Annotated in this window: 12 protein-coding genes, 1 tRNA gene and 1 pseudogene; 3 read left to right on the forward strand and 11 right to left on the reverse strand. The window is 61.8% G+C overall.

Annotated features, from left to right (window positions below; genetic code table 11):
* Positions 1–89: 89 nt before the first annotated feature.
* Complete coding sequence (gene mnmA / locus QFZ88_RS07370) at positions 90–1,280, forward strand: tRNA 2-thiouridine(34) synthase MnmA (protein WP_024925597.1); 1,191 nt, start codon at positions 90–92, stop codon at positions 1,278–1,280.
* Positions 1,281–1,308: 28 nt separating this feature from the next.
* Here the strand turns inward: mnmA and QFZ88_RS07375 are convergent, their stop codons facing one another.
* Positions 1,309–2,274 (reverse strand): Gfo/Idh/MocA family protein, encoded by a 966-nt coding sequence (locus tag QFZ88_RS07375; protein WP_024925598.1) that lies wholly within the window; start codon positions 2,272–2,274, stop codon positions 1,309–1,311.
* Positions 2,275–2,588: 314 nt separating this feature from the next.
* Between QFZ88_RS07375 and QFZ88_RS07380 the strand changes: the two genes are divergently transcribed.
* Positions 2,589–2,665 (forward strand) — tRNA-Met (locus tag QFZ88_RS07380).
* A gap of 830 nt (positions 2,666–3,495) precedes the next feature.
* Here the strand turns inward: QFZ88_RS07380 and QFZ88_RS07385 are convergent.
* From QFZ88_RS07385 to QFZ88_RS07430, 10 genes and pseudogenes are all read right to left on the reverse strand, one after another.
* Positions 3,496–4,119: pseudogene (locus QFZ88_RS07385) on the reverse strand (tyrosine-type recombinase/integrase).
* 137 nt (positions 4,120–4,256) lie between these two features.
* Positions 4,257–6,269: a putative 2-aminoethylphosphonate ABC transporter permease subunit gene (locus QFZ88_RS07390; protein WP_024925599.1), complete on the reverse strand. Its 2,013-nt coding sequence runs from the start codon at positions 6,267–6,269 to the stop codon at positions 4,257–4,259.
* A gap of 1 nt (position 6,270) precedes the next feature.
* Positions 6,271–7,446: a putative 2-aminoethylphosphonate ABC transporter ATP-binding protein gene (locus QFZ88_RS07395; RefSeq protein ID WP_081766952.1), complete on the reverse strand. Its 1,176-nt coding sequence runs from the start codon at positions 7,444–7,446 to the stop codon at positions 6,271–6,273.
* Between the two features lie 66 nt (positions 7,447–7,512).
* Positions 7,513–8,535 (reverse strand): putative 2-aminoethylphosphonate ABC transporter substrate-binding protein, encoded by a 1,023-nt coding sequence (locus QFZ88_RS07400; RefSeq protein ID WP_024925601.1) that lies wholly within the window; start codon positions 8,533–8,535, stop codon positions 7,513–7,515.
* Between the two features lie 260 nt (positions 8,536–8,795).
* On the reverse strand, positions 8,796–9,914 hold the full coding sequence (locus tag QFZ88_RS07405) for a TIGR03364 family FAD-dependent oxidoreductase (RefSeq protein WP_024925602.1): 1,119 nt from the start codon (positions 9,912–9,914) through the stop codon (positions 8,796–8,798).
* 41 nt (positions 9,915–9,955) lie between these two features.
* Complete coding sequence (locus tag QFZ88_RS07410) at positions 9,956–11,302, reverse strand: (R)-1-hydroxy-2-aminoethylphosphonate ammonia-lyase (RefSeq protein ID WP_024925603.1); 1,347 nt, start codon at positions 11,300–11,302, stop codon at positions 9,956–9,958.
* Positions 11,303–11,360: 58 nt separating this feature from the next.
* The gene (phnY, locus tag QFZ88_RS07415; protein WP_024925604.1) at positions 11,361–12,815 is read right to left on the reverse strand and encodes a phosphonoacetaldehyde dehydrogenase; all 1,455 of its coding nucleotides are present in this window, start codon (positions 12,813–12,815) and stop codon (positions 11,361–11,363) included.
* A gap of 11 nt (positions 12,816–12,826) precedes the next feature.
* A complete protein-coding gene (gene phnA, locus QFZ88_RS07420) occupies positions 12,827–14,089 on the reverse strand; it encodes a phosphonoacetate hydrolase (RefSeq protein ID WP_024925605.1) in 1,263 nt (420 codons plus the stop codon).
* Between the two features lie 27 nt (positions 14,090–14,116).
* Complete coding sequence (locus QFZ88_RS07425; protein ID WP_024925606.1) at positions 14,117–15,313, reverse strand: 2-aminoethylphosphonate--pyruvate transaminase; 1,197 nt, start codon at positions 15,311–15,313, stop codon at positions 14,117–14,119.
* A 115-nt stretch (positions 15,314–15,428) separates the two neighbouring features.
* Positions 15,429–17,093: a Na/Pi cotransporter family protein gene (locus QFZ88_RS07430; protein ID WP_024925607.1), complete on the reverse strand. Its 1,665-nt coding sequence runs from the start codon at positions 17,091–17,093 to the stop codon at positions 15,429–15,431.
* Between the two features lie 99 nt (positions 17,094–17,192).
* On the opposite strand from QFZ88_RS07430, the gene QFZ88_RS07435 reads away from it, so the two are divergent.
* Complete coding sequence (locus tag QFZ88_RS07435) at positions 17,193–18,050, forward strand: LysR substrate-binding domain-containing protein (RefSeq protein WP_024925608.1); 858 nt, start codon at positions 17,193–17,195, stop codon at positions 18,048–18,050.
* The last annotated feature ends 4 nt before the right edge of the window (positions 18,051–18,054 follow it).

The following is an 18,054-nucleotide window of genomic DNA, read 5'->3' on the forward strand; positions in this document are numbered from 1 at the left end:
GGGCTCCCGGCTTGTGCTGGCGCGCCCGGACCGCATGCCCTATATAGGCTGGACTGCCCGTTTTGCGGCTGGCTTGCGGAATAGACATGATGAACAGCCTGGACCTTCCCGGACGTCCCGAAAACACGCGCGTCGTCGTTGCCATGTCTGGCGGCGTCGATTCCTCCGTGGTGGCGGGATTGTTGAAACGCGAAGGCTACGATGTCGTCGGCGTCACGCTGCAGCTTTACGACCACGGCGCGGCAACCCATCGCGCCGGTTCCTGCTGTGCCGGCCAGGACATCGACGATGCGCGGCGCGTTTCCGAAACGCTCGGCATCCCCCACTACGTGCTCGATTATGAGGAACGTTTCCGCAAGGCTGTGATCGATCCCTTCGCGGAGAGTTACGTTGCCGGCGAAACGCCGATCCCCTGCGTCTCCTGCAACCAGACCGTGAAGTTCGCCGACCTTTTGGCGACCGCGCAGGACCTCGGCGCCGACGCGCTGGCGACCGGTCACTATATTCGTTCGAAGGCCAATGGCGCGCACCGCTCCCTCTACCGGCCGGTCGACGCCGATCGCGACCAGAGCTATTTCCTGTTTGCCACCACACAGGCGCAGATCGACTATCTTCGCTTCCCGCTCGGCGGCTTGCCGAAGCCCGAGGTTCGGGCGATGGCCGAAGAAATGGGGCTGGTGGTTGCCACCAAGCAGGACAGCCAGGACATCTGCTTTGTGCCGCAGGGCAAATATTCCGACATCATCGCCAAGTTGAAGCCGACGGCCGCCAATCCGGGCGACATCGTCCATATCGACGGCCGCGTGCTTGGGCGCCATGAGGGCATCCTGCGCTATACGATCGGCCAGCGCCGCGGCATCGGCATCGCCTCCGGCGAGCCGCTTTACGTCGTGCATCTCGATGCCGATCGCTCGCGCGTCATCGTCGGCCCGCGCGAAGCGTTGGAAACCCACAAGATCTATCTGCGCTCGATGAATTGGCTTGGCGACGGCGGGCTGGCCGATATTCCCGCCGGTGGGCTCGAACTCTTCGCCAAGGTCCGCTCGACACGACCGCCCCGCCCCGCCGTCCTGCATCACCGCAACGGCAGCACCTGGGTCGAGCTCGCCGACGGCGAATCCGGCATCGCGCCGGGTCAGGCCTGCGTGCTCTATTCCGACGATGGCAATGAAGCGCGCGTCTTCGGTGGCGGTTTCATCGAGCGGTCGGAGCGCGGCGCCGAGGCGGAAGCCATGTTGAGCAAGCTGGCCGCAAGACCTTCCAACATCGCCGCCGAATAGCAGCGCCGGCCTTTCGGTTCAGCTGACCTCAGCCGGCATTGCCGTCGTGAACCACGGTGCCGGCGGTCAGGATGCGCAGGACCTGGATCGCTTCCTCGCCATTGGTGCGCGGCTCCGACCGGGTCTCGATGCAGTGGATGAAGTGTTCAAGCTCGCGCGTCAGCGGCATGCCCTGCTCGATTTCGACATAGGACGGCTCGTTCATGGTGAAGGCCCATTGGCCGCTGTCCTGCCACACCGAGTGCCGGTAGACGGCCAGCTTTCGCTCCCACGGCTCGACATCGTCGAACACCGCCATCGCCTTGGTGCCGACGACGGTAAGCCGCCGTTCGCGATAAGGATTGAGCCGCGATGCGAACAGATGGCTTCTTAGATCGTTCGGAAAGCGCATGTGCACATGCGCGAAATCGCTGAGATGGTCGAGAAGCGCGGCCCCTTCCCCACGCACCTCGAGCGGTGCCGTACCGGTGATCGCCAGGATCATCGAGAGGTCGTGCGGCGCGAGATCCCATAAAGCGTCATTCTCGGTATGGAATTTGCCGAGGCCAAGCCTGTGCGAATGAATATAGCGGATGTCGCCGAGTTCGCCTTCGTCGACCAGCGCCTTCAACTTCTCGAAGGCGGGATGGAAGCGCAACACATGGCCGACCATGAAAACGCGGTGATTGTCCTTCGCCGCCTGCACCGCGCGCTCGGCGTCGGGCACGGTGAGCGCGATCGGCTTTTCGACCAGCACGTCCTTGCCGGCTTCGACAGCGCGGATCGACAGGTTGGCATGGAACTGCGGTGGCAACGCCATGACGATGGCGTCGACATCATCCCGCGAAAACAGGTCGTCGGGCGCGATCGCCAGGCAATCCTGTTCGCTGGCAAAGCCTTCGGCACGGGCAAGATTGAGGTCCGAGACCGCGTGAAGTGCGCCCAGCCCTTTCAGCGTCCGGATATGGTTGCTGCCCCAGTACCCGCACCCGAGGACTGCAATACGCGGTTTCATCAAATAGGAACTCAAGCATTTCGCGCGAAAATCGTCGACTGAGACATAGCGGTGCACCTCGCCGAACTCAACCCCACCACCAATCGCCGCAGACGCCGGGGACCTGTTATGCCGTCTTTTCAGATGCTTCCGCTGTTTTGCGAGGCACTGGCGATCCCGCCTTCCCACAAGTCAGCGCCGCACCCGCATTTGCCGGGCCAACTTGCACGTCTGCGTGCTTGACAGGATTGGTACCGCCACCTTATATCCGCGCGACCTTGGCGCTGGCCGGACGATCCGCTTCGAAAGCGGCTACGGTGAGGCGCCGACCCAGTGGCGGGGTAGCTCAGTTGGTTAGAGCACGGGAATCATAATCCTGGGGTCGGGGGTTCAAGTCCCTCTCCCGCTACCATCACTCTCAAAATAATTGAAATCATACTACAAACGTGGATGCGTCGTAGCGCCTCGTCCGCAAAACCCTGAACGATTTCAAGGCCTGAGCCTGCTGTCATTGTGGTGCCAACGAATAAATTGCGGACGCTTGGCAATACCATGGCGAGTGCCGTGAGTGGGGCCGCAAGCGGGCCGTTGCCCTTTGGGCAGCCAATCCGCCAAAACGGAAGCAGAAGTTTGTGCCCCGCCCAATCAAGAGCGCCCACTAATGTCTCGCCAGCGTTTCATGTCGATCTGGCAATACCTCGATTCTATGTCAGAACGTTTGCCCTAAAAGGGCGTGGCGTGTGCACGGTGCTATGTGCGTTTCCAGTGGGGGAATGAAAATCTCTACAGCTCAGCGCAACTATCTGCTTCTGAAGCGACGAGGTAGTTGCAACTGATGTGGTTCAATCGCAGCCTCGCATTGAGGACGACGCGGAACAAGCTGCAATGCCCTACGCGAAGACCACGATGAACCTGCGCGAGGGACCTGGCACCAAATTCGCTGTAATCACTGTCGTCCCAAAGGGGCTCGACGTTTCGGTTATGGAAGCCAAAGGGCATCTATTCGTGTCAAAGTAAACGAGAATACAGCCGGATGGATGGCGAATTCTGCAATCGCCGAACGTTGATAATCGTTCTGCAGACTCACTGTTGTCTAGATCCGCCGAAAGTAGCGCTGATAGTTCAGCGATCGTTCGTGTTGATTAACCCGCCCAAGGTAAGATCGACTTTTCGCCGACTCACCGTCTGGAATGAAGGCGCCTTGCTGAATCTGCTCCGCCATCTCTAGCGAGGCAATTTGTCTTAGATTTCCGTCGTCTCGGCGAGCGTCAATGCATCATCGATATCAACACCGGGATATCGAACCGTATTATCGATCTTGGTGTGTCCAAGCAGGATTTGAATAACTCGAAGATTTCCGATGGCTTTGTAGATCAATGCTGCCTTGGTACGGCGGAGCGAACGTGTTCCGTATTCCTCAGCACGCAGTCCAATCGCCGTAACCTATTCATCGACCAATCTCGCGTACTGTCGGATGCTGAGGTGCCCTTCGCGGTCAACTCGGCCTGGGAACTGTAGTCGTCGATACAGCCCACGGCGTTCGAGCCACGCGAGCAGACTTACCCTCGTGTCTGCGGCAATCTCGAACTAGACGTGCCGACCGATCTTCTGCTGGATCACCATTGATCAGGCCCGTATTGCCGGACCGGAAACAAGTGATCCGATCTTCATCTTGATGAGGTCACAACCGCGAAGCTTGCTGTCAATCGCGAAGTCAAACAATGCCCGGTCACGCATCCGCCCTTCGCGATCTAGGAAAAACCGGATCAACCAGATTTGCTTCACTTTGAGCACTCGTTTGGCGCCGACCTGCTTGCCTACATTCCAGGCTGGCCGACCTTTGGCGACCGGGCCATACTGTGAGATACCCGTGACATTTCTCCATTTGGCCAATATGGCCAAATGGAGAATTATAGGAGGCCGATGCGGACTGGCGGCTTTTTGATGCGAAAACGCAGAAAGCAAACACTCGCTCGTCGGCAACATCGGTATTGTGAACAAGATTATCTTCCGCGCCAGATCTGCGTTCGCGACAGGAGAAAGCGCGACACCAGCGCGTGGATCAGGCGGGCGGCGATGTTGGTGTAGAAAATCATCATGCCCATGGCCGCCGCAGGTGCGACATCGCCCGCATCGTCCATATTGAGAACCGCCACTGAAGCAAGCTGCGTGTGCGTGGAATAGAGGAACACGACGGCCGAAACCGTCGTCATCGCATTGACGAACAGATAGATCGAGATGTCGAGGATCGCCGGCAGGCAGACCGGCAGAGTCACCCGAAAGAACAGCTTATGGAAGGGCTGCTTCAAGGAGGCCGCCACCGGTTCGAACTCGCGGTCCATCTGCTTGAGCGCCGTCAGCGCGGTAAGATGCGAGACCGTGTAGAAATGGGTGATCGTGCAGATCACCAGGATGGCCATCGAGCCATAGATCGTATGCAGCGGATTTGCCGGGTTGTTGAAGAAGAAGATGTAGGCGAGGCCTAGCACCATGCCGGGCACGGCCATCGGCAGCATGGCAAGGAATTGAAACAATGAGCGCCCGGCGCGGAAGCCATCGCTTTTCTCTACCATATAGGCACCGGTGAAGACGAGGATGGTGCCGAAGAAGGCCGTCAGCAGCGCCATCTTGATGGAGTTGTGATAGGAAGCCCAGCCGCCGCCATCCATCAGGTCGAAGCGGAAATTCTTCAGGCTCGGCGTCAGATCGTAGGGCCAGAATTTGACCATTGCGGCCAGTTGGCAGACCCCGATCATCGTCAGGATGAAAGCGGCGATCAGCCCGCAATAGGCAAGGCAGCCCCAATCGAAACCGCGGTTCGGTTTCGGCTCGTAAGGCACCGAGCGGGCGGACAAGAGCGCCACCTGTTTCTTCTGGATCGTGCGGTCAACGAAGAAAGCGGCGATGGCGGGAATGATGAGCAGGACGGATACCACCGCCCCCATTTCGAAATTCTGCTGTCCAATGACCTGCTTGTAGATGTCGACGGCGAGCATGTTGTACTGGCCGCCGATGACCTTCGGCAGGCCGAAATCGGTGATGACCATGGTGAACACCACAAAAGCCGCGGATACGATGCCATAGCGTGCGCCCGGCACGGTCACCGTCCAGAAGGTGCGCCATCTTGTGGCGCGAAGCGAGGCCGCTGCCTCATAGTGGCGGGCGTCCGCCACGCTGAGCGATGTCGAGATGATGAGCAACGCATGCGGCAGTGTGAAGAAGACCGAGCCAATGACGATGCCGATCGGCCCGTAGATCGAATAGCCCATCATCCAGTTTTTCAGCAGGCCCTGATTGCCGAACAGATAAACAAGCGCGATACCGGGAAGCAGCGACGGCACCAGGATCGGCACGCTCATGACAAGCCGGAAGAAGCCCTTGCAGCGCATGCGGCTTCGGTTCAGCGCATAGGCAAGGCCGAAGGCGATGGCGATGACCAGCACCGTGCTGATCACCCCCATCAGGACCGAGTTCCAGATCGCCTGCGCCAGCGAAGGCGTTGAGAAATAGGCGATGAAATTGTCGAAGCCGACGGTGCGGGCCGGCCGCAGCACAACGCGGCGGAAGCTGTTGGAATCAACCTCCACCCAATCGGTGCCGCGCTTCAGCTCCGAACCGACCAGGAAAGCGGAATGCTCGGTCGTTCCGCGGATGCGGTATTTGACCGGGCTGCGGAAACTGAAATCCTTGTAGAGGCCGGTCAAAGAAAGCCGTCCGTCGGACCCGGTGCCGAGTTGGGGCTCCGTGATCGCCTTGGCGTCCGCGTTGAGCGCGGCGACCGTGCGTGCGGGGCCGAAGCCGGTTCCGCTTTCGTCGCTGCGCTCGATCTCGAAGGCGTTGAGATCGAAGCGATAGGTCGACATCGACTTCGACAGCAGCACATAAAGCGGCGCCGCCAGAGCCAGTACGAGATATAGCGCGATGATCAGCATCAGCCCGCGCTTGACCAGATCGTCGGACGACAGCTGCAGGCGTGGCGCGTGTCCTGCGGGAAGAGCGATAGCGGCGGCGCTCATCTCAGGCTGCCTTCGGGAAGACAAGCACACGGTTCTGCGGCAGTTCGACCTGCAGATGTCCGCTTGTCTCGATGCGCAGCCGGCGGACAGCATTGAGCGAGAAGTCGCCGATCAGGCGCTTTTCGCCGAGACGTGGCGAGACCAGCCGGCAACGCCAGAAACTGCCGAGGAACTCCATTTCCTCGACCGTGACCTCGACCAGATTGTCCGGCGTTCCGATCGGGTCTGGCGCTCCTGGCGAACGCGCGCCATCACCATGGGGAATGATATCGACCGGACGGATCACTGCCATCACCTCATCGCCGGCAGCACAGATATGCGGCGCGCAGACGAGTTCGGTCCCGGCGAGCGCCAGCCTGTCGTTTCCCAAGGCCCTCGCCGCGAACTGGTTGGTTTCACCGATGAAGTCGGCCACGAACAGGGTGCTCGGATGGCGATAAACCTCGGTCGGCGTTCCCACCTGTTCGATCACGCCGTGGTTCATGACCACGATGCGGTCTGCCATCGACAGCGCTTCCTCCTGATCATGGGTGACCATGATCGTTGTCACGCCGAGTTTGCGTTGAAGCTCCTTGATCTCGTGGCGCAGATGGACGCGCACCTTGGCATCGAGCGCCGACAAGGGCTCGTCGAGCAGAAGCAGGCCCGGCGATACCGCCATGGCGCGGGCAAGCGCGATGCGCTGCTGCTGGCCGCCGGAAAGCTGGGCCGGGTATTTTTTTGCCTGTTCCGACAAGCCGACCAGGGCAAGCAGTTCCTTGACGCGCGCCTGGATCTCCGCCTTCGGTCGCCGGGCATTCTCCAGGCCGAAGGCGATGTTCTTCTCGATCGTCAGGTTCGGGAACAGCGCATAGGACTGGAAGACGATGCCGTAGTCGCGCCTTGATGGGGGCAGGTTCGAAATATCCCTGCCAGCCTGGCGGATCGTTCCGCGCGTCTGCAGATCGAGGCCCGCAACGGCGCGCAGCAGTGTGGTCTTGCCGCAACCGGAGGGCCCGAGGAAGCAGACGAACTCGCCCTCCTTGATTTCCAGCGAGACGCCTTTCAGCGCGACGAAGTCTCCAAAGGTCTTCCATAGCTGGTCGATCGCCAGGTAACCGGGCCTGGCAGGGTTGCCTGCCCCCGGCTCAAAGCGCGCCGGAGCGGCGGCCGCTCCAGTGACGGTCTCGTGTTTCATCTCGCGGCCCATCATTGATGTTCAAGCAGAACGGGCGCCGCTTTGACGGCGCCCGGCTGGGATTGCTCAGCTTTTCGGCTCGGACTTCGCGTCGTAGCGTTTTGCCCATTCCGCCAGGATCGCCTTGCGGTTGTTCGCCGCCCACTCGAAGTCGTTCTTGATCATGTGGTCGGCGACATTGGCGGGCAGATGCTCCACCGGCTTGGCGATGCCGGGATAGGCGAGAACGGCATAACCTTCGTTGTACATCTCATTGGCCTCTTTCGAGACCGAGAAGTCGACCAGTTTCTTGGCCGCGTCGAGCTTGGCAGTGCCCGCGACGATGGCAGTGGCTTCAGCCTCCCAGCCTGAACCTTCTTCCGGGAAGATGATGTCGAGCGGCGCGCCCGCGGATTTGGCCTTCGCGCCCGGGAACTCAAACGAAACGCCGATAGCTGTCTCGCCGGCGCCGGCCATCTTGCACGGCTTGGACCCTGAATGCGTGTAAGCGGAAATGTTCTGGTGCAGGCCGTCCATGAAGGCCCAGGCGTCCTTCTCGCCGAACATCTGCAGCCAGGCCGAGACGTCGAGGAAACCGGTGCCCGAGGAATTCGGGTTCGGCATCACGACATGGCCCTTGTATTCGGGCTTGGTCAGATCCTTCCAGCTTTTCGGCGCGGCAATGCCGAGCTTCTTCGCCTCGAGGGTGTTGAAGCAGATGGCGGCGACATAGGCGTCCATGCCTGTCCACGACGGTGGATTGCTGTTGTCGACGAAGCGCTTGTCGAGTTTGTCGACGCCGGCAGGCGCATAGGCTTCCAGCATGCCTTCGCTTTTCAGCAACAGCAGCGACGTTGCCGCCAGCCCCCAGACGACGTCGGCCTGCGGATTGTCCTTCTCGGCAAGCAGCTTGGCGGTCATGACGCCGGTGGAGTCACGCACCCAATTGATCTTGATGTCCGGATAGGCCTTTTCGAAAGTCGCCTTGTAGCGATCGAGGTCGACGGCCTCGATCGCGGTATAGACCGTCAGATTGGTTTCGGCGATCGCCGTCGAGGCGGCAAAGGTCGCAGCAAGCGCTGCAAGCACGGATGCAATACGAGATTTCATGGCTTGGATTCCCCGTCTGGTGGCACATTCTTCGATGCATTGGGACGCCGATCCTGCGGCTGTGCCGGCCCAGAGAATGCCGGCACACGACGTCCATGAGCCACTCTAGATGAAGGGATTACGATAAGTGAAATCTATTTATTCTATGAAACAATAGGCTGGACTGATGTTTGTCACAGGGTTGTCATGGACGGCCGTGAGCACGTCGAAACCGGCTGCCGTTCCTGCTTTTTTCGGCTCAAAGACCGCTTGAAAATCGATCAGAAGCCGAAGAGCTCGGCGACGGTCTCCTCGCCAAGGGCAAAGCCCGTACTGGCGCCGGTGCCGCTGGTAACCATCACCAGCCTGACATCCTCATGCGGCGCATCGCGAAACGCCGCGTGGCTGGCGGAAGAGTAGGTTCCGGTCCAGCGTGCGGTCACCGCCGGCTGCACCTGCGGAAGCAGCCTGGCGAATTCGCGGAGGATCAACCGGTCGACCTCTTCCGACCCGAAGGGGTCGGGCGTGGCGCCATAGTGATGGGAATCGCCGATGACCAGCGAGCCATCGGCGCTCTGGGTGACGATCAGATGGACGCCGTTGGCGAGCTCCCCGGCCTGCTCGTTTTCCAGCCGGCGCCGGAGGGCTGCCGCCTCCGGCAGCGCCGCATAGCCTTCATAACGCAACAGGCTGAGATCGGAGACCAGAGCCGCGCCGAGCTGGAAGCCGGGATTGGCCAGGCGCAGCATCTGCAGCTTGCAGCGGCGCACGCCATATTGCCCGATGCGCTCCGGATAGAGGCTGATCAGATCGTCACCGGGACACACCACCACCCTGGCAGCGTGAACAAGTCCGGCACTTGTCACCACCGCGCCGGGCTCGATCGCGGTCACGGCTACGCCGAAGCGGAATTCGACACCGAGTTGCCCGGCCAGGAACGCGGTCAGTTTTGGCAACACATCGCGCGACTCCACGCGCAATTCATGCGGGCTGTAAAGGCCGCCGGCGATCTCCGCGCCACGCAAGGCAGGCAGCCGGGCGATGACGTCCGCCGGCGTCAGAAGCTCGCATTCGGCACCGTCCGCTGTTGCCGCGAAGGCCTCCAGCACGGAAAGCGCCTCGGCCCGGCGGGCGACGACCAGCTTGCCGCGATGCAGGACGTCGAGGCCGGCCTCGCCGGCAAGATCGAGCCAGATGGCACGAGTTCGTTCAGCGCGCGCGCGTGAAATGCCGGGCTCCTGCCCGCTGACCACAACCAGCCCGAAGTTGCGGATCGAGGCGCCGTTGGCTTGGGCATCCCTGTCGATGACCACCACACTGAGGCCACGCCGTGCCGCGGCAAGCGCATGGGCGAGGCCTACGATCCCCGCCCCAACCACCGCCAAGTCAAACTGCGCCAAAATCGCCTCCCATGTTCCTGCTTGTTGTTGTGGGTGTCCGCCTAGCCGGCCATTATGGCGCGCTCGACGATGGCGAGCGCCCGCTCGAGATCCGGGCGGCCGATGACCAGTGGCGGCGACAGCGTCAGCACATTGCCGGCGCTGATCTTGAAACTCAGGCCTTCTTCCAGGCAGCGGTAATAGACGCGCTCCGCCAGTTCGCGCGCCGGCTTGTAGCTGCCGCGTTCCTCGACCAGTTCGACACCCATCATCAGACCCCGGCCGCGCACTTCGCCGACATGTGGCGAGCGCTCGATCAATTCGCCGAGCCGGGCCATGGCGTAGGCGCCGAGTTCGGCGGCGCGTTCGGCCAGTCCCTCTTCCTCGATGATGGCGATTGTGGTGAGAGCGGCGCGCGCCGTCACCGGGTTCTTTTCATGGGTGTAGTGGCCGATTGCAAAATCGCCCGCCACATCGAGCGCACGTCTGGCGACCACCGCGGCGATGGGCAACACGCCGCCGCCCAATGCCTTGCCCAGCACCAATATATCGGGCGCGACCCCATCGTGCTGATGCGAGAAGATTTTGCCGGTCTTGCCGAGCCCCGTCGGAATTTCGTCGAAGATCAGCAATGTACCGTGCCGGTTGCAGGCTTCGCGCACCGCTTTCCAGAAACCGGGCGCCGGCACCAGTGGCGTCGCACGCATCGGCTCGGCGATGACGGCGGCGAAGTCGCCCTCGCGGCCGAGCACATAAGAGATCATGTTGGCGCAGGCCTGGGCCGAGGCCTCGAGGCTGTCGTGGCCGTAGGCGCAGTTGCGGCTTGCCCACGGCGCGACATGCTCGGCACCCGTCATCAACGGCCCGGCGATCTGGGAACGGAACGTCGCCTCGCCGCCGACCGAGATCGCGCCGAAACCAGCACCGTGGAAGGCATCCCAGAAGGATAAAGTCTTGAAGCGTCCGGTGGCGGCGCGGGCGATCTTCAGGGCGACCTCGATGGCGTCGGAGCCGCCGGTGGTGAACAGCACCTTCGACAGATCCGCGCCCGCAAGTGCGCCAAGTTTTTCGGCGAGCTCCACAGCTGACTCGTTGGCGAAACGGCGCGGCGCGAAGGACAACTCATCCAGTTGCCGCTTGATGGCTGCGATCAGGCGCGGATGCGCATAGCCGATATGGTGGACGCTGTTGCCATGGAAATCCATGAAACGCCGGCCGGCCAAGTCCTCGATCCATATGCCTTCGGCCCTGGCGATCGTCGACACGCATGGGCTGGACAGTGACTGATGCAGAAAGGCGTCGGCGTCGCGCTCCAACAACGCACGCGACGGCGCGTGATCCTGGCGCGCGTCCCAGTCCCTGCGGGCGGGCGCCTTGTTGGACTCCCCTTCGGTGTGCACGATCGTCATGGCAACCTTTCCTGAATCCCGAGCGGTGGCAGGCGCGCCCTGCCACCCCTGCCCCGACCTACCAGGGCAGCGAGAAGGTCTTGACGTTGGTGTAGGATTTCATGGCCTCGATGACGCCTTCCTTGTAACCGTTGCCCGAATCCTTGATGCCGCCGAACGGGCTCATCTCGATGCGGTAGCCGGGCACTTCCCAGATGTTGACGGTGCCGACCTGCAGGCCGGAAATGTATTTCTGCATGCGGCGGAAATCGTTGGTGCACACGCCCGACGAGAGCCCGAACGCCGTCGAGTTGGAAAGCGCGATGAGGGCATCGTCGTCATCCGGCGCGCGGATGATGGGGATGATTGGCCCGAAGGTTTCTTCCATCACCAGCTCGGACGAATGCGGCACGCGGTCGACGACGATCGGCGGCAACAGCGCGCCCTTGCGGCCCGGATTGTAGAGCACCTCGGCGCCCTGCTCGGCCGCCATGTGGACACGGCGTTCGAAAAGTGCCGCGGCCTTCTCGTGCACGACTGTGCCGAGTTGCGTGGCAAGGTTCATCGGGTCGCCGAACACGATCTTTCTGGCGCGTTCCAAGACAAGCGGCACGAAACGGTCGGCCACTTTTTCCTGCACCAGGATGCGCTTCACCGCCGTGCAGCGCTGGCCGGAATTCCTGGTGGCGCCGGCCACGGCAAGGTCAGCTGCCTTGGCGAGATCGTCGTCGGAGAGATCGTTGAGGATGATCAGCGGGTCGTTGCCGCCAAGCTCCAGAACCTGGCGCCTGTAACCCGCCTTCAAGGCGATCATCTTGCCGACCGGCACGCCGCCGGTGAAGGTGATCAGGTCGATATTGGGATTGGTGATCATCTCGTCGCCGATGTCCTTCGGCCAGCCCGTGACGATCGAGAGCATCTGCGGCGGCAGACCCGCCTCATAGAGGATGTCGGCCAGCACCAGCGCGGTTATCGGGGTGAGTTCGGTCGGCTTGACGACGACGCAGTTGTTGGTGGCGACCGCCGGGGCGACCTTGTGCGCCACCATGTTGAGCGGATGGTTGAACGGCGTGATCGCCGAGATCGCCTTCAACGGCTCGCGCAGCGTGAAGATCTTGCGCTGCTTGCCGTGGGGAGTGAGATCGCAGGAAAATATCTGGCCGTCATCCTGGATCGCCATCTGGCCGGCCAGGGTGAAGACATCATGGGCGCGGCCGACCTCGTAGAGTGAATCCTGCTTGGAGATGCCGAGTTCCAGCGTGACCAGATCGGATATCTCTTCCTTGCGGGCATTCAGCAGTTCGGCGGTCTTCAACAGAATCTTCTGGCGCTCGTATCGCGTCAGCTTCGAGGTGTAGCCTGCAGCGATCTCGAAGGCCTCCCTGGCATGGGCCGCGCCGCCGGCCGGCACCGTGCCGGCCACCGTGTCATTCCAAGGGTAGCGCACCTCGATGACATCGTCGGCATCGACCTTCCTGCCGGCGATCCGCATCGGCTCGTGCCGGACCTTGATCGACGTCTCAGCCTTGGTCATGGCAATCGTCCTCACTGCGCCGGCTGCGCGGCCGCCATCACCGCGTAATAGAAGGCATCGAAATTGCGCAGCGCCGGCGCATCGGGCTGGCCGGTCAGCACCCGGTTGGTGATGAAGGGCACGGCCTGCTCGGTGAGGCCGCCATGCGAACGCAGAGGTTCGTCGAGCGCTGCCAGATCGTGGCGGTGTTCGCTTGTGCCGATCGTCTTGTTCTCGCCGGAGACGAAGATGATGTCGCCCATGCGGTCCTCGGGCAGTTCGAAGCGGGCGCAGCCTTCCTCCCGGCCGAGCACCAGCGTGATACCCTCCACCTTGGCAAGCTTGGCCATGATGTCGGCGCGGTCGGCGCTCTTCGGCAGATAGGCGGTGGCAAAGGAACCCAGTGCGCCATGATGCACGACATAGGGATCGGTGATCGGTAGGATGACGCGGGCCGCATCCTTGCCCAGCCACTCGTCGAGCAGGTCCTGGGCGTAGACGACGTCGGGTGAGCCATCGGCCTTGTGCTTGGGCTTCATGCCGTGGTCTGCGGTCACCACGATCGCCGTCCCGAGCGCGTCGAGTTCTGCCAAATACCGGTCGAACATCGCGTAAAAGGCGTTCGCCTGCTTCACGCCGGGCGCATATTTATGCTGCACATAGTCGGTGGTGGTCAGGTACATGACGTCTGGCCGAAATTCCTTGAGCAGCTTCACGCCTGCCGCGAAGACGAATTCGGACAATTCCGCGGAATAGACTTCCGGCACCGGGCGGCCGAGCCAGGCGGAAGCGTTGTCGATGCCATTGCCGGCCTTGGTCGTGGTGTTGGCCTTTTCGGAGGAGAAGCAGACCGCGCGGTTGTCGTCATAGGCCAGGCCATGACCGAGCAGCGCGCGCAGCTTGTCCTTGGCCGTCACCACCGCCACCTTGGCGCCAGCGTCGTAGAACGCCTTGAAGACGGTCGGCGCGCGCAAGAATTTGGGATCGTTCATCATCACCTCCTCGCCCGTTTCGGGGTTGTAGAGGTAGTTGCCGCAGATGCCGTGCACGGCTGGCGGACGGCCGGTGGCGATGGAAAGATTGTTGGGGTTGGTGAAGCTCGGGATCACCGAATGCGCGGTGCGCACGGTGCCTCTCTGCTTGATCCGCTCCAGCGCCGGCATCAGCCCGGCCTCGATCGCCTCGTCGAGATAGGCGGGTTCACAGCCATCCAGGCAGATCGCGATGGCCGGCACCCGCGGCCATGCATAGTCGCGTCCATTGGCGGACACAGCCACCGGGGACATCTGGTTCATCGGGATTTTCCTTGTTTCTTGTCGGGTTCAGGCGGCGAGTTTGGCGCGTTGGGCTAAGGCGGCCTGGGGTGGTGCAGCACTCGCCACACCCATTTCGGCCAGCGACTGACGGGCCGCCTCGACGACACGGTGCATGACGTGTTCATCCATCCGGCCGATGCAGCCGACCCGGAAGGAATCGATCACCGTCAGCTTGCCGGGATAGATGATGAAGCCCTTGTCCTTCATCAGCTCGTAGAAACGCTCGAAGACGAAATTGCTGTCGGACGGGCAGAAAAAGGTGACGATGATCGGCGAAAGCCAGCGATCGGACAGCAAGGTCTCGAAGCCGAGCTTGCGCATGCCTTCGACCATGACATTGCGGTTCTTCATGTAACGCGCGCCGCGCGCGGCCACGCCGCCTTCCGCCTCATGCATGCGCAAGGCCTCGAGAAAGGCGGCAACCACATGCGTCGGCGGCGTGAACCGCCACTGGCCGGTCTTTTCCATCGCAGCCCATTGCGCATGAATGTCCAGCGACAGCGAATGGCTGTTGCCCTTGGCCTTTTCCAACTCGTTCTTCTTGGCGATGACGAAGCCGAAGCCCGGCACCCCCTCGATGCATTTGTTCGCCGAGGAGACCATCGCCTCGTAGCGGATCTTGCCGACCTCCAGCGGAATGGCGCCGAAAGCGCTCATGGAATCGACCAGCAGCTTGCGGCCCCTGGCGTAGGCGGCTTCCGAAATCTCGGCGACCGGGTTGAGGATGCCCGAACTCGTCTCGCAGTGAATGGCGATGACGTGGGTGATGGCGGGATCGGCATCGAGCGCCGCGCCCACTTCGTCGCCGCGCGGCGGCAGATAATCGCCCTTGTCGATCAGCGTGAAGGCGCGGCCGAGATATTGCATAGTCTGGGCGGCGCGCAGGCCGTAGGCGCCATTGGCAAGCACCAGCACCTTGCCGTCCTTCGGCACGAAGGAGCCGAGCATCGCTTCCACGCAGAAGGAACCGGAGCCCTGGATAGGCACGCAATCATACTCGCCCTTGGCGTCGCCGATCAGCGCCAGAAGGCGCCGGCGCAAATCCGCGGTCATGGAACGGAAATCGCCATCCCACGAACCCCAGTCCCGCAACATCGCCTGCTTGACGGTGTAAGCTGTCGTCAGCGGTCCCGGCGTCAGCAGATAAGGCTCACCCAAAGCCGGCGGATCGAAACCCTCTACAGGCGAAAACTCGGATCGCATCGACTGTCCTCCACTGCACTTAGGTTCTGGCGTTTCGATGTCGGGATTGTTGCAGAGAAAGAGATATCTGAAAAATCGTTATTTTGTATCCGACCATAACATGCACTTATGATTACTAGGCGACGCGCGCGAGGCGACTGCCGAGCAGGTCGCCCGTCTGCGTCAGCAATGGATAGGCTGTCGCAACGAGCAGCGAGTTGATCTCCTTGAAGGCGCGCACGACTTCCAGGTGGATATCGCTGGTTTCGATGCTCTCGATCTTTCCGGACTGCAGCCGGCGCAGATGCCGTTCATGGCTCTCGCGCTGCATGGCGCGGATACGTTCCTTTTCGGCGACCAATTGGCGCGCCGAGGCGACGTCGTTGGAGATGAGTACATTCAACGCAAGCTGCATGTTCTCGACAACCCGGGCATGCAGCTCATCGAGTTCGCGCCAGCCTTCGGTGGAGAATTGAAGTTCCTTTTGCGCACGCTCGGATGCGAGCACGAGCAGGTTCTTGGCGACGATGTCGCCGGCATATTCGAGATTGATGGCAACGTCGGTCAATTCCATGCCGCGGCGCGCCTCGTTGGCCGTCAGCTTGCCGCGATTGACCTCTGCAACATACAGCTTGATGCCGGTGTGCGCGTCGTTGATCTCGTCGTCGATGCCGCGCAGCCTGGCAATCTGTTCAACCGTTCCAGAGCGGAACATATCCATGACCGGCCGAAACATCCGTTCGACGAGTTCACCCATGCGCAGGAGTTCCCGTGTAGCGCTGGCCAATGCCAGCGTCGGCGTCTTGATGACCGATCGGTCAAGCGCACTCAGCCGCTGGCGGGTGATATCCGCATCCCCCTCGCCCGCAGGCTCTTGCGTCATGCGCGTGACCAGCCGAGCCACAGGATCGACGAATGGCAGGCAAACCAGAGCAAGGGCCGCATTGAAGGCCAGGTGGAAATCGACCAGGGCAGTCACCGGATCCAGCCCGCGCATGATGGTGGGCATGCCGGCGGTTTCGACCGCCACCAGCGCGATCCCGGCCGCCGTCACACGAAACAAGAGATTGCCGAGCGGCAGGCGCTGCGTTGCCTTGTCCATGCTGCGCGACAGCCAGAAGGCGATCAGCCCGCTGCCCATATTGGCTCCCAGGATCAGCGGCACGCCCGCTTCCAACGGGATGACGCCTTGCGCGGCAAAAGCCGAGATCATCAGGATCGCCGCGACGCTTGAATGGATCAGCCAGGTGAACAGCGCGCCGAGCAGAACGGCCATCATGGCGTCGCTGGCCAGATAACCGGAGATCACCGGCAAAAGTTCGGCGTGACGCAGCGGGCCCGTCGCCTCGCCGATGAACCTCAGCGACAAAAGGATGAAGCCGATGCCCAGCACCATGCGCCCGGTTTCACGCAGCCTCTCACCGGACAGTTTGAGATGCATGACGCCGCCGGCAGCCAAGCAGACCGGGACCAGCCAGCCGAGATCGAACGACAGGATGCGCACGACGAGCGCCGAACCGAAATCGGCACCGAGCAGCAGCGCCAGGCCGACCGGTACGGCGAGCAAACCGCTGGCGACGAAGCCGCAAGCGATCATCGCCACCGCCGTTGAGTTCTGCAATGTCACCGCCATCGCGGCACCGCCGGCAACAGCGCGGATCGTGCCCCCTTTGGCCTCGCCGAACAGCCGGCGCAGCAGCCCGGCATAAGCGCGCTCCATGCCGGTACGTACCAAGTGCACGGCATAGAGCAAAAGCAGCGTCGCTCCCGCGAGATGAAGCAAAAGAAGGGAAAAATGCATGGCCGGCATCCCGTGGCTCAAAAAAGATCGGCCGGGCCTTTACATAAGTCAATTCGTTAGTTTCTATGATTTCATTGGCCATTCTTATGGAATGATGCGATGCGATACGTGCAATTGCGAGCTTTTCACTATGTCGCCATCTGCGGCGGTTTCTCGCGCGCCGCCGAGAGCCTGTTCCTGACCCAGCCGGCGATTTCGGACCAGGTGCGCAAGCTGGAGGAAGAATATGACGTACTGCTCTTCAACCGTCACAAGAAGCAGGTGACGCTGACCGCCCAAGGCGAGCGGCTGCTCGAGATCACCCACCGCATGTTCGACAGCGAGCAACAGGCCAACGATCTGCTTTCGGAATCGCGCGCGTTGCGGGCCGGCACACTGCGGATCATCGCGGATGCCGCGCACCATCTGCTGCACGTGCTGGCAGCCTTTCGGGCGAAATATCCGGGTGTGCAGGTATCGCTGCGCGCAGGCAACACGGAAACCGTGATCGCCGGGCTATATGCCTATGAAGCCGATATGGGCGTGCTTGGGGAAATCCCGGAAAGTTCCGATTTCCAGATCCTGAAACTCAACTCGTCCCCGATCATCGCCTTTGTTGCCCACAATCACCCGCTGGCAAGCGCGAAGAAGCTGGCGCTTGCCGACATTGTCGCGCACCCCCTCGTCCTGCGCGAACGCGGATCCAAAACCCGCTTCAAGCTGGAGGCGCTTGCTGCCGAAATGCGCGTGGATTTGAAGCCCGCGATCGAGGCCGAAGGACGCGAAGCCATACGCGAGATCGTGGCGTCGGGTGCCGGTGTCGGCTTCGTGACCCGGGCCGAGTTCGGTTATGACGGGAGATTGAAGCCGATCCAGATCGACGCCCCGGAAGTGCTGATGGACGAGGCATTGATATGCCTGCGCGAACGCGCCAGCGGCAAGCTGGTCAAGGCATTCTGGGATCTGGCCATGGCATAGCCCA

This window comes from Mesorhizobium sp. YL-MeA3-2017 (genome assembly GCF_030814575.1).
Lineage (GTDB): Bacteria > Pseudomonadota > Alphaproteobacteria > Rhizobiales > Rhizobiaceae > Mesorhizobium > Mesorhizobium terrae.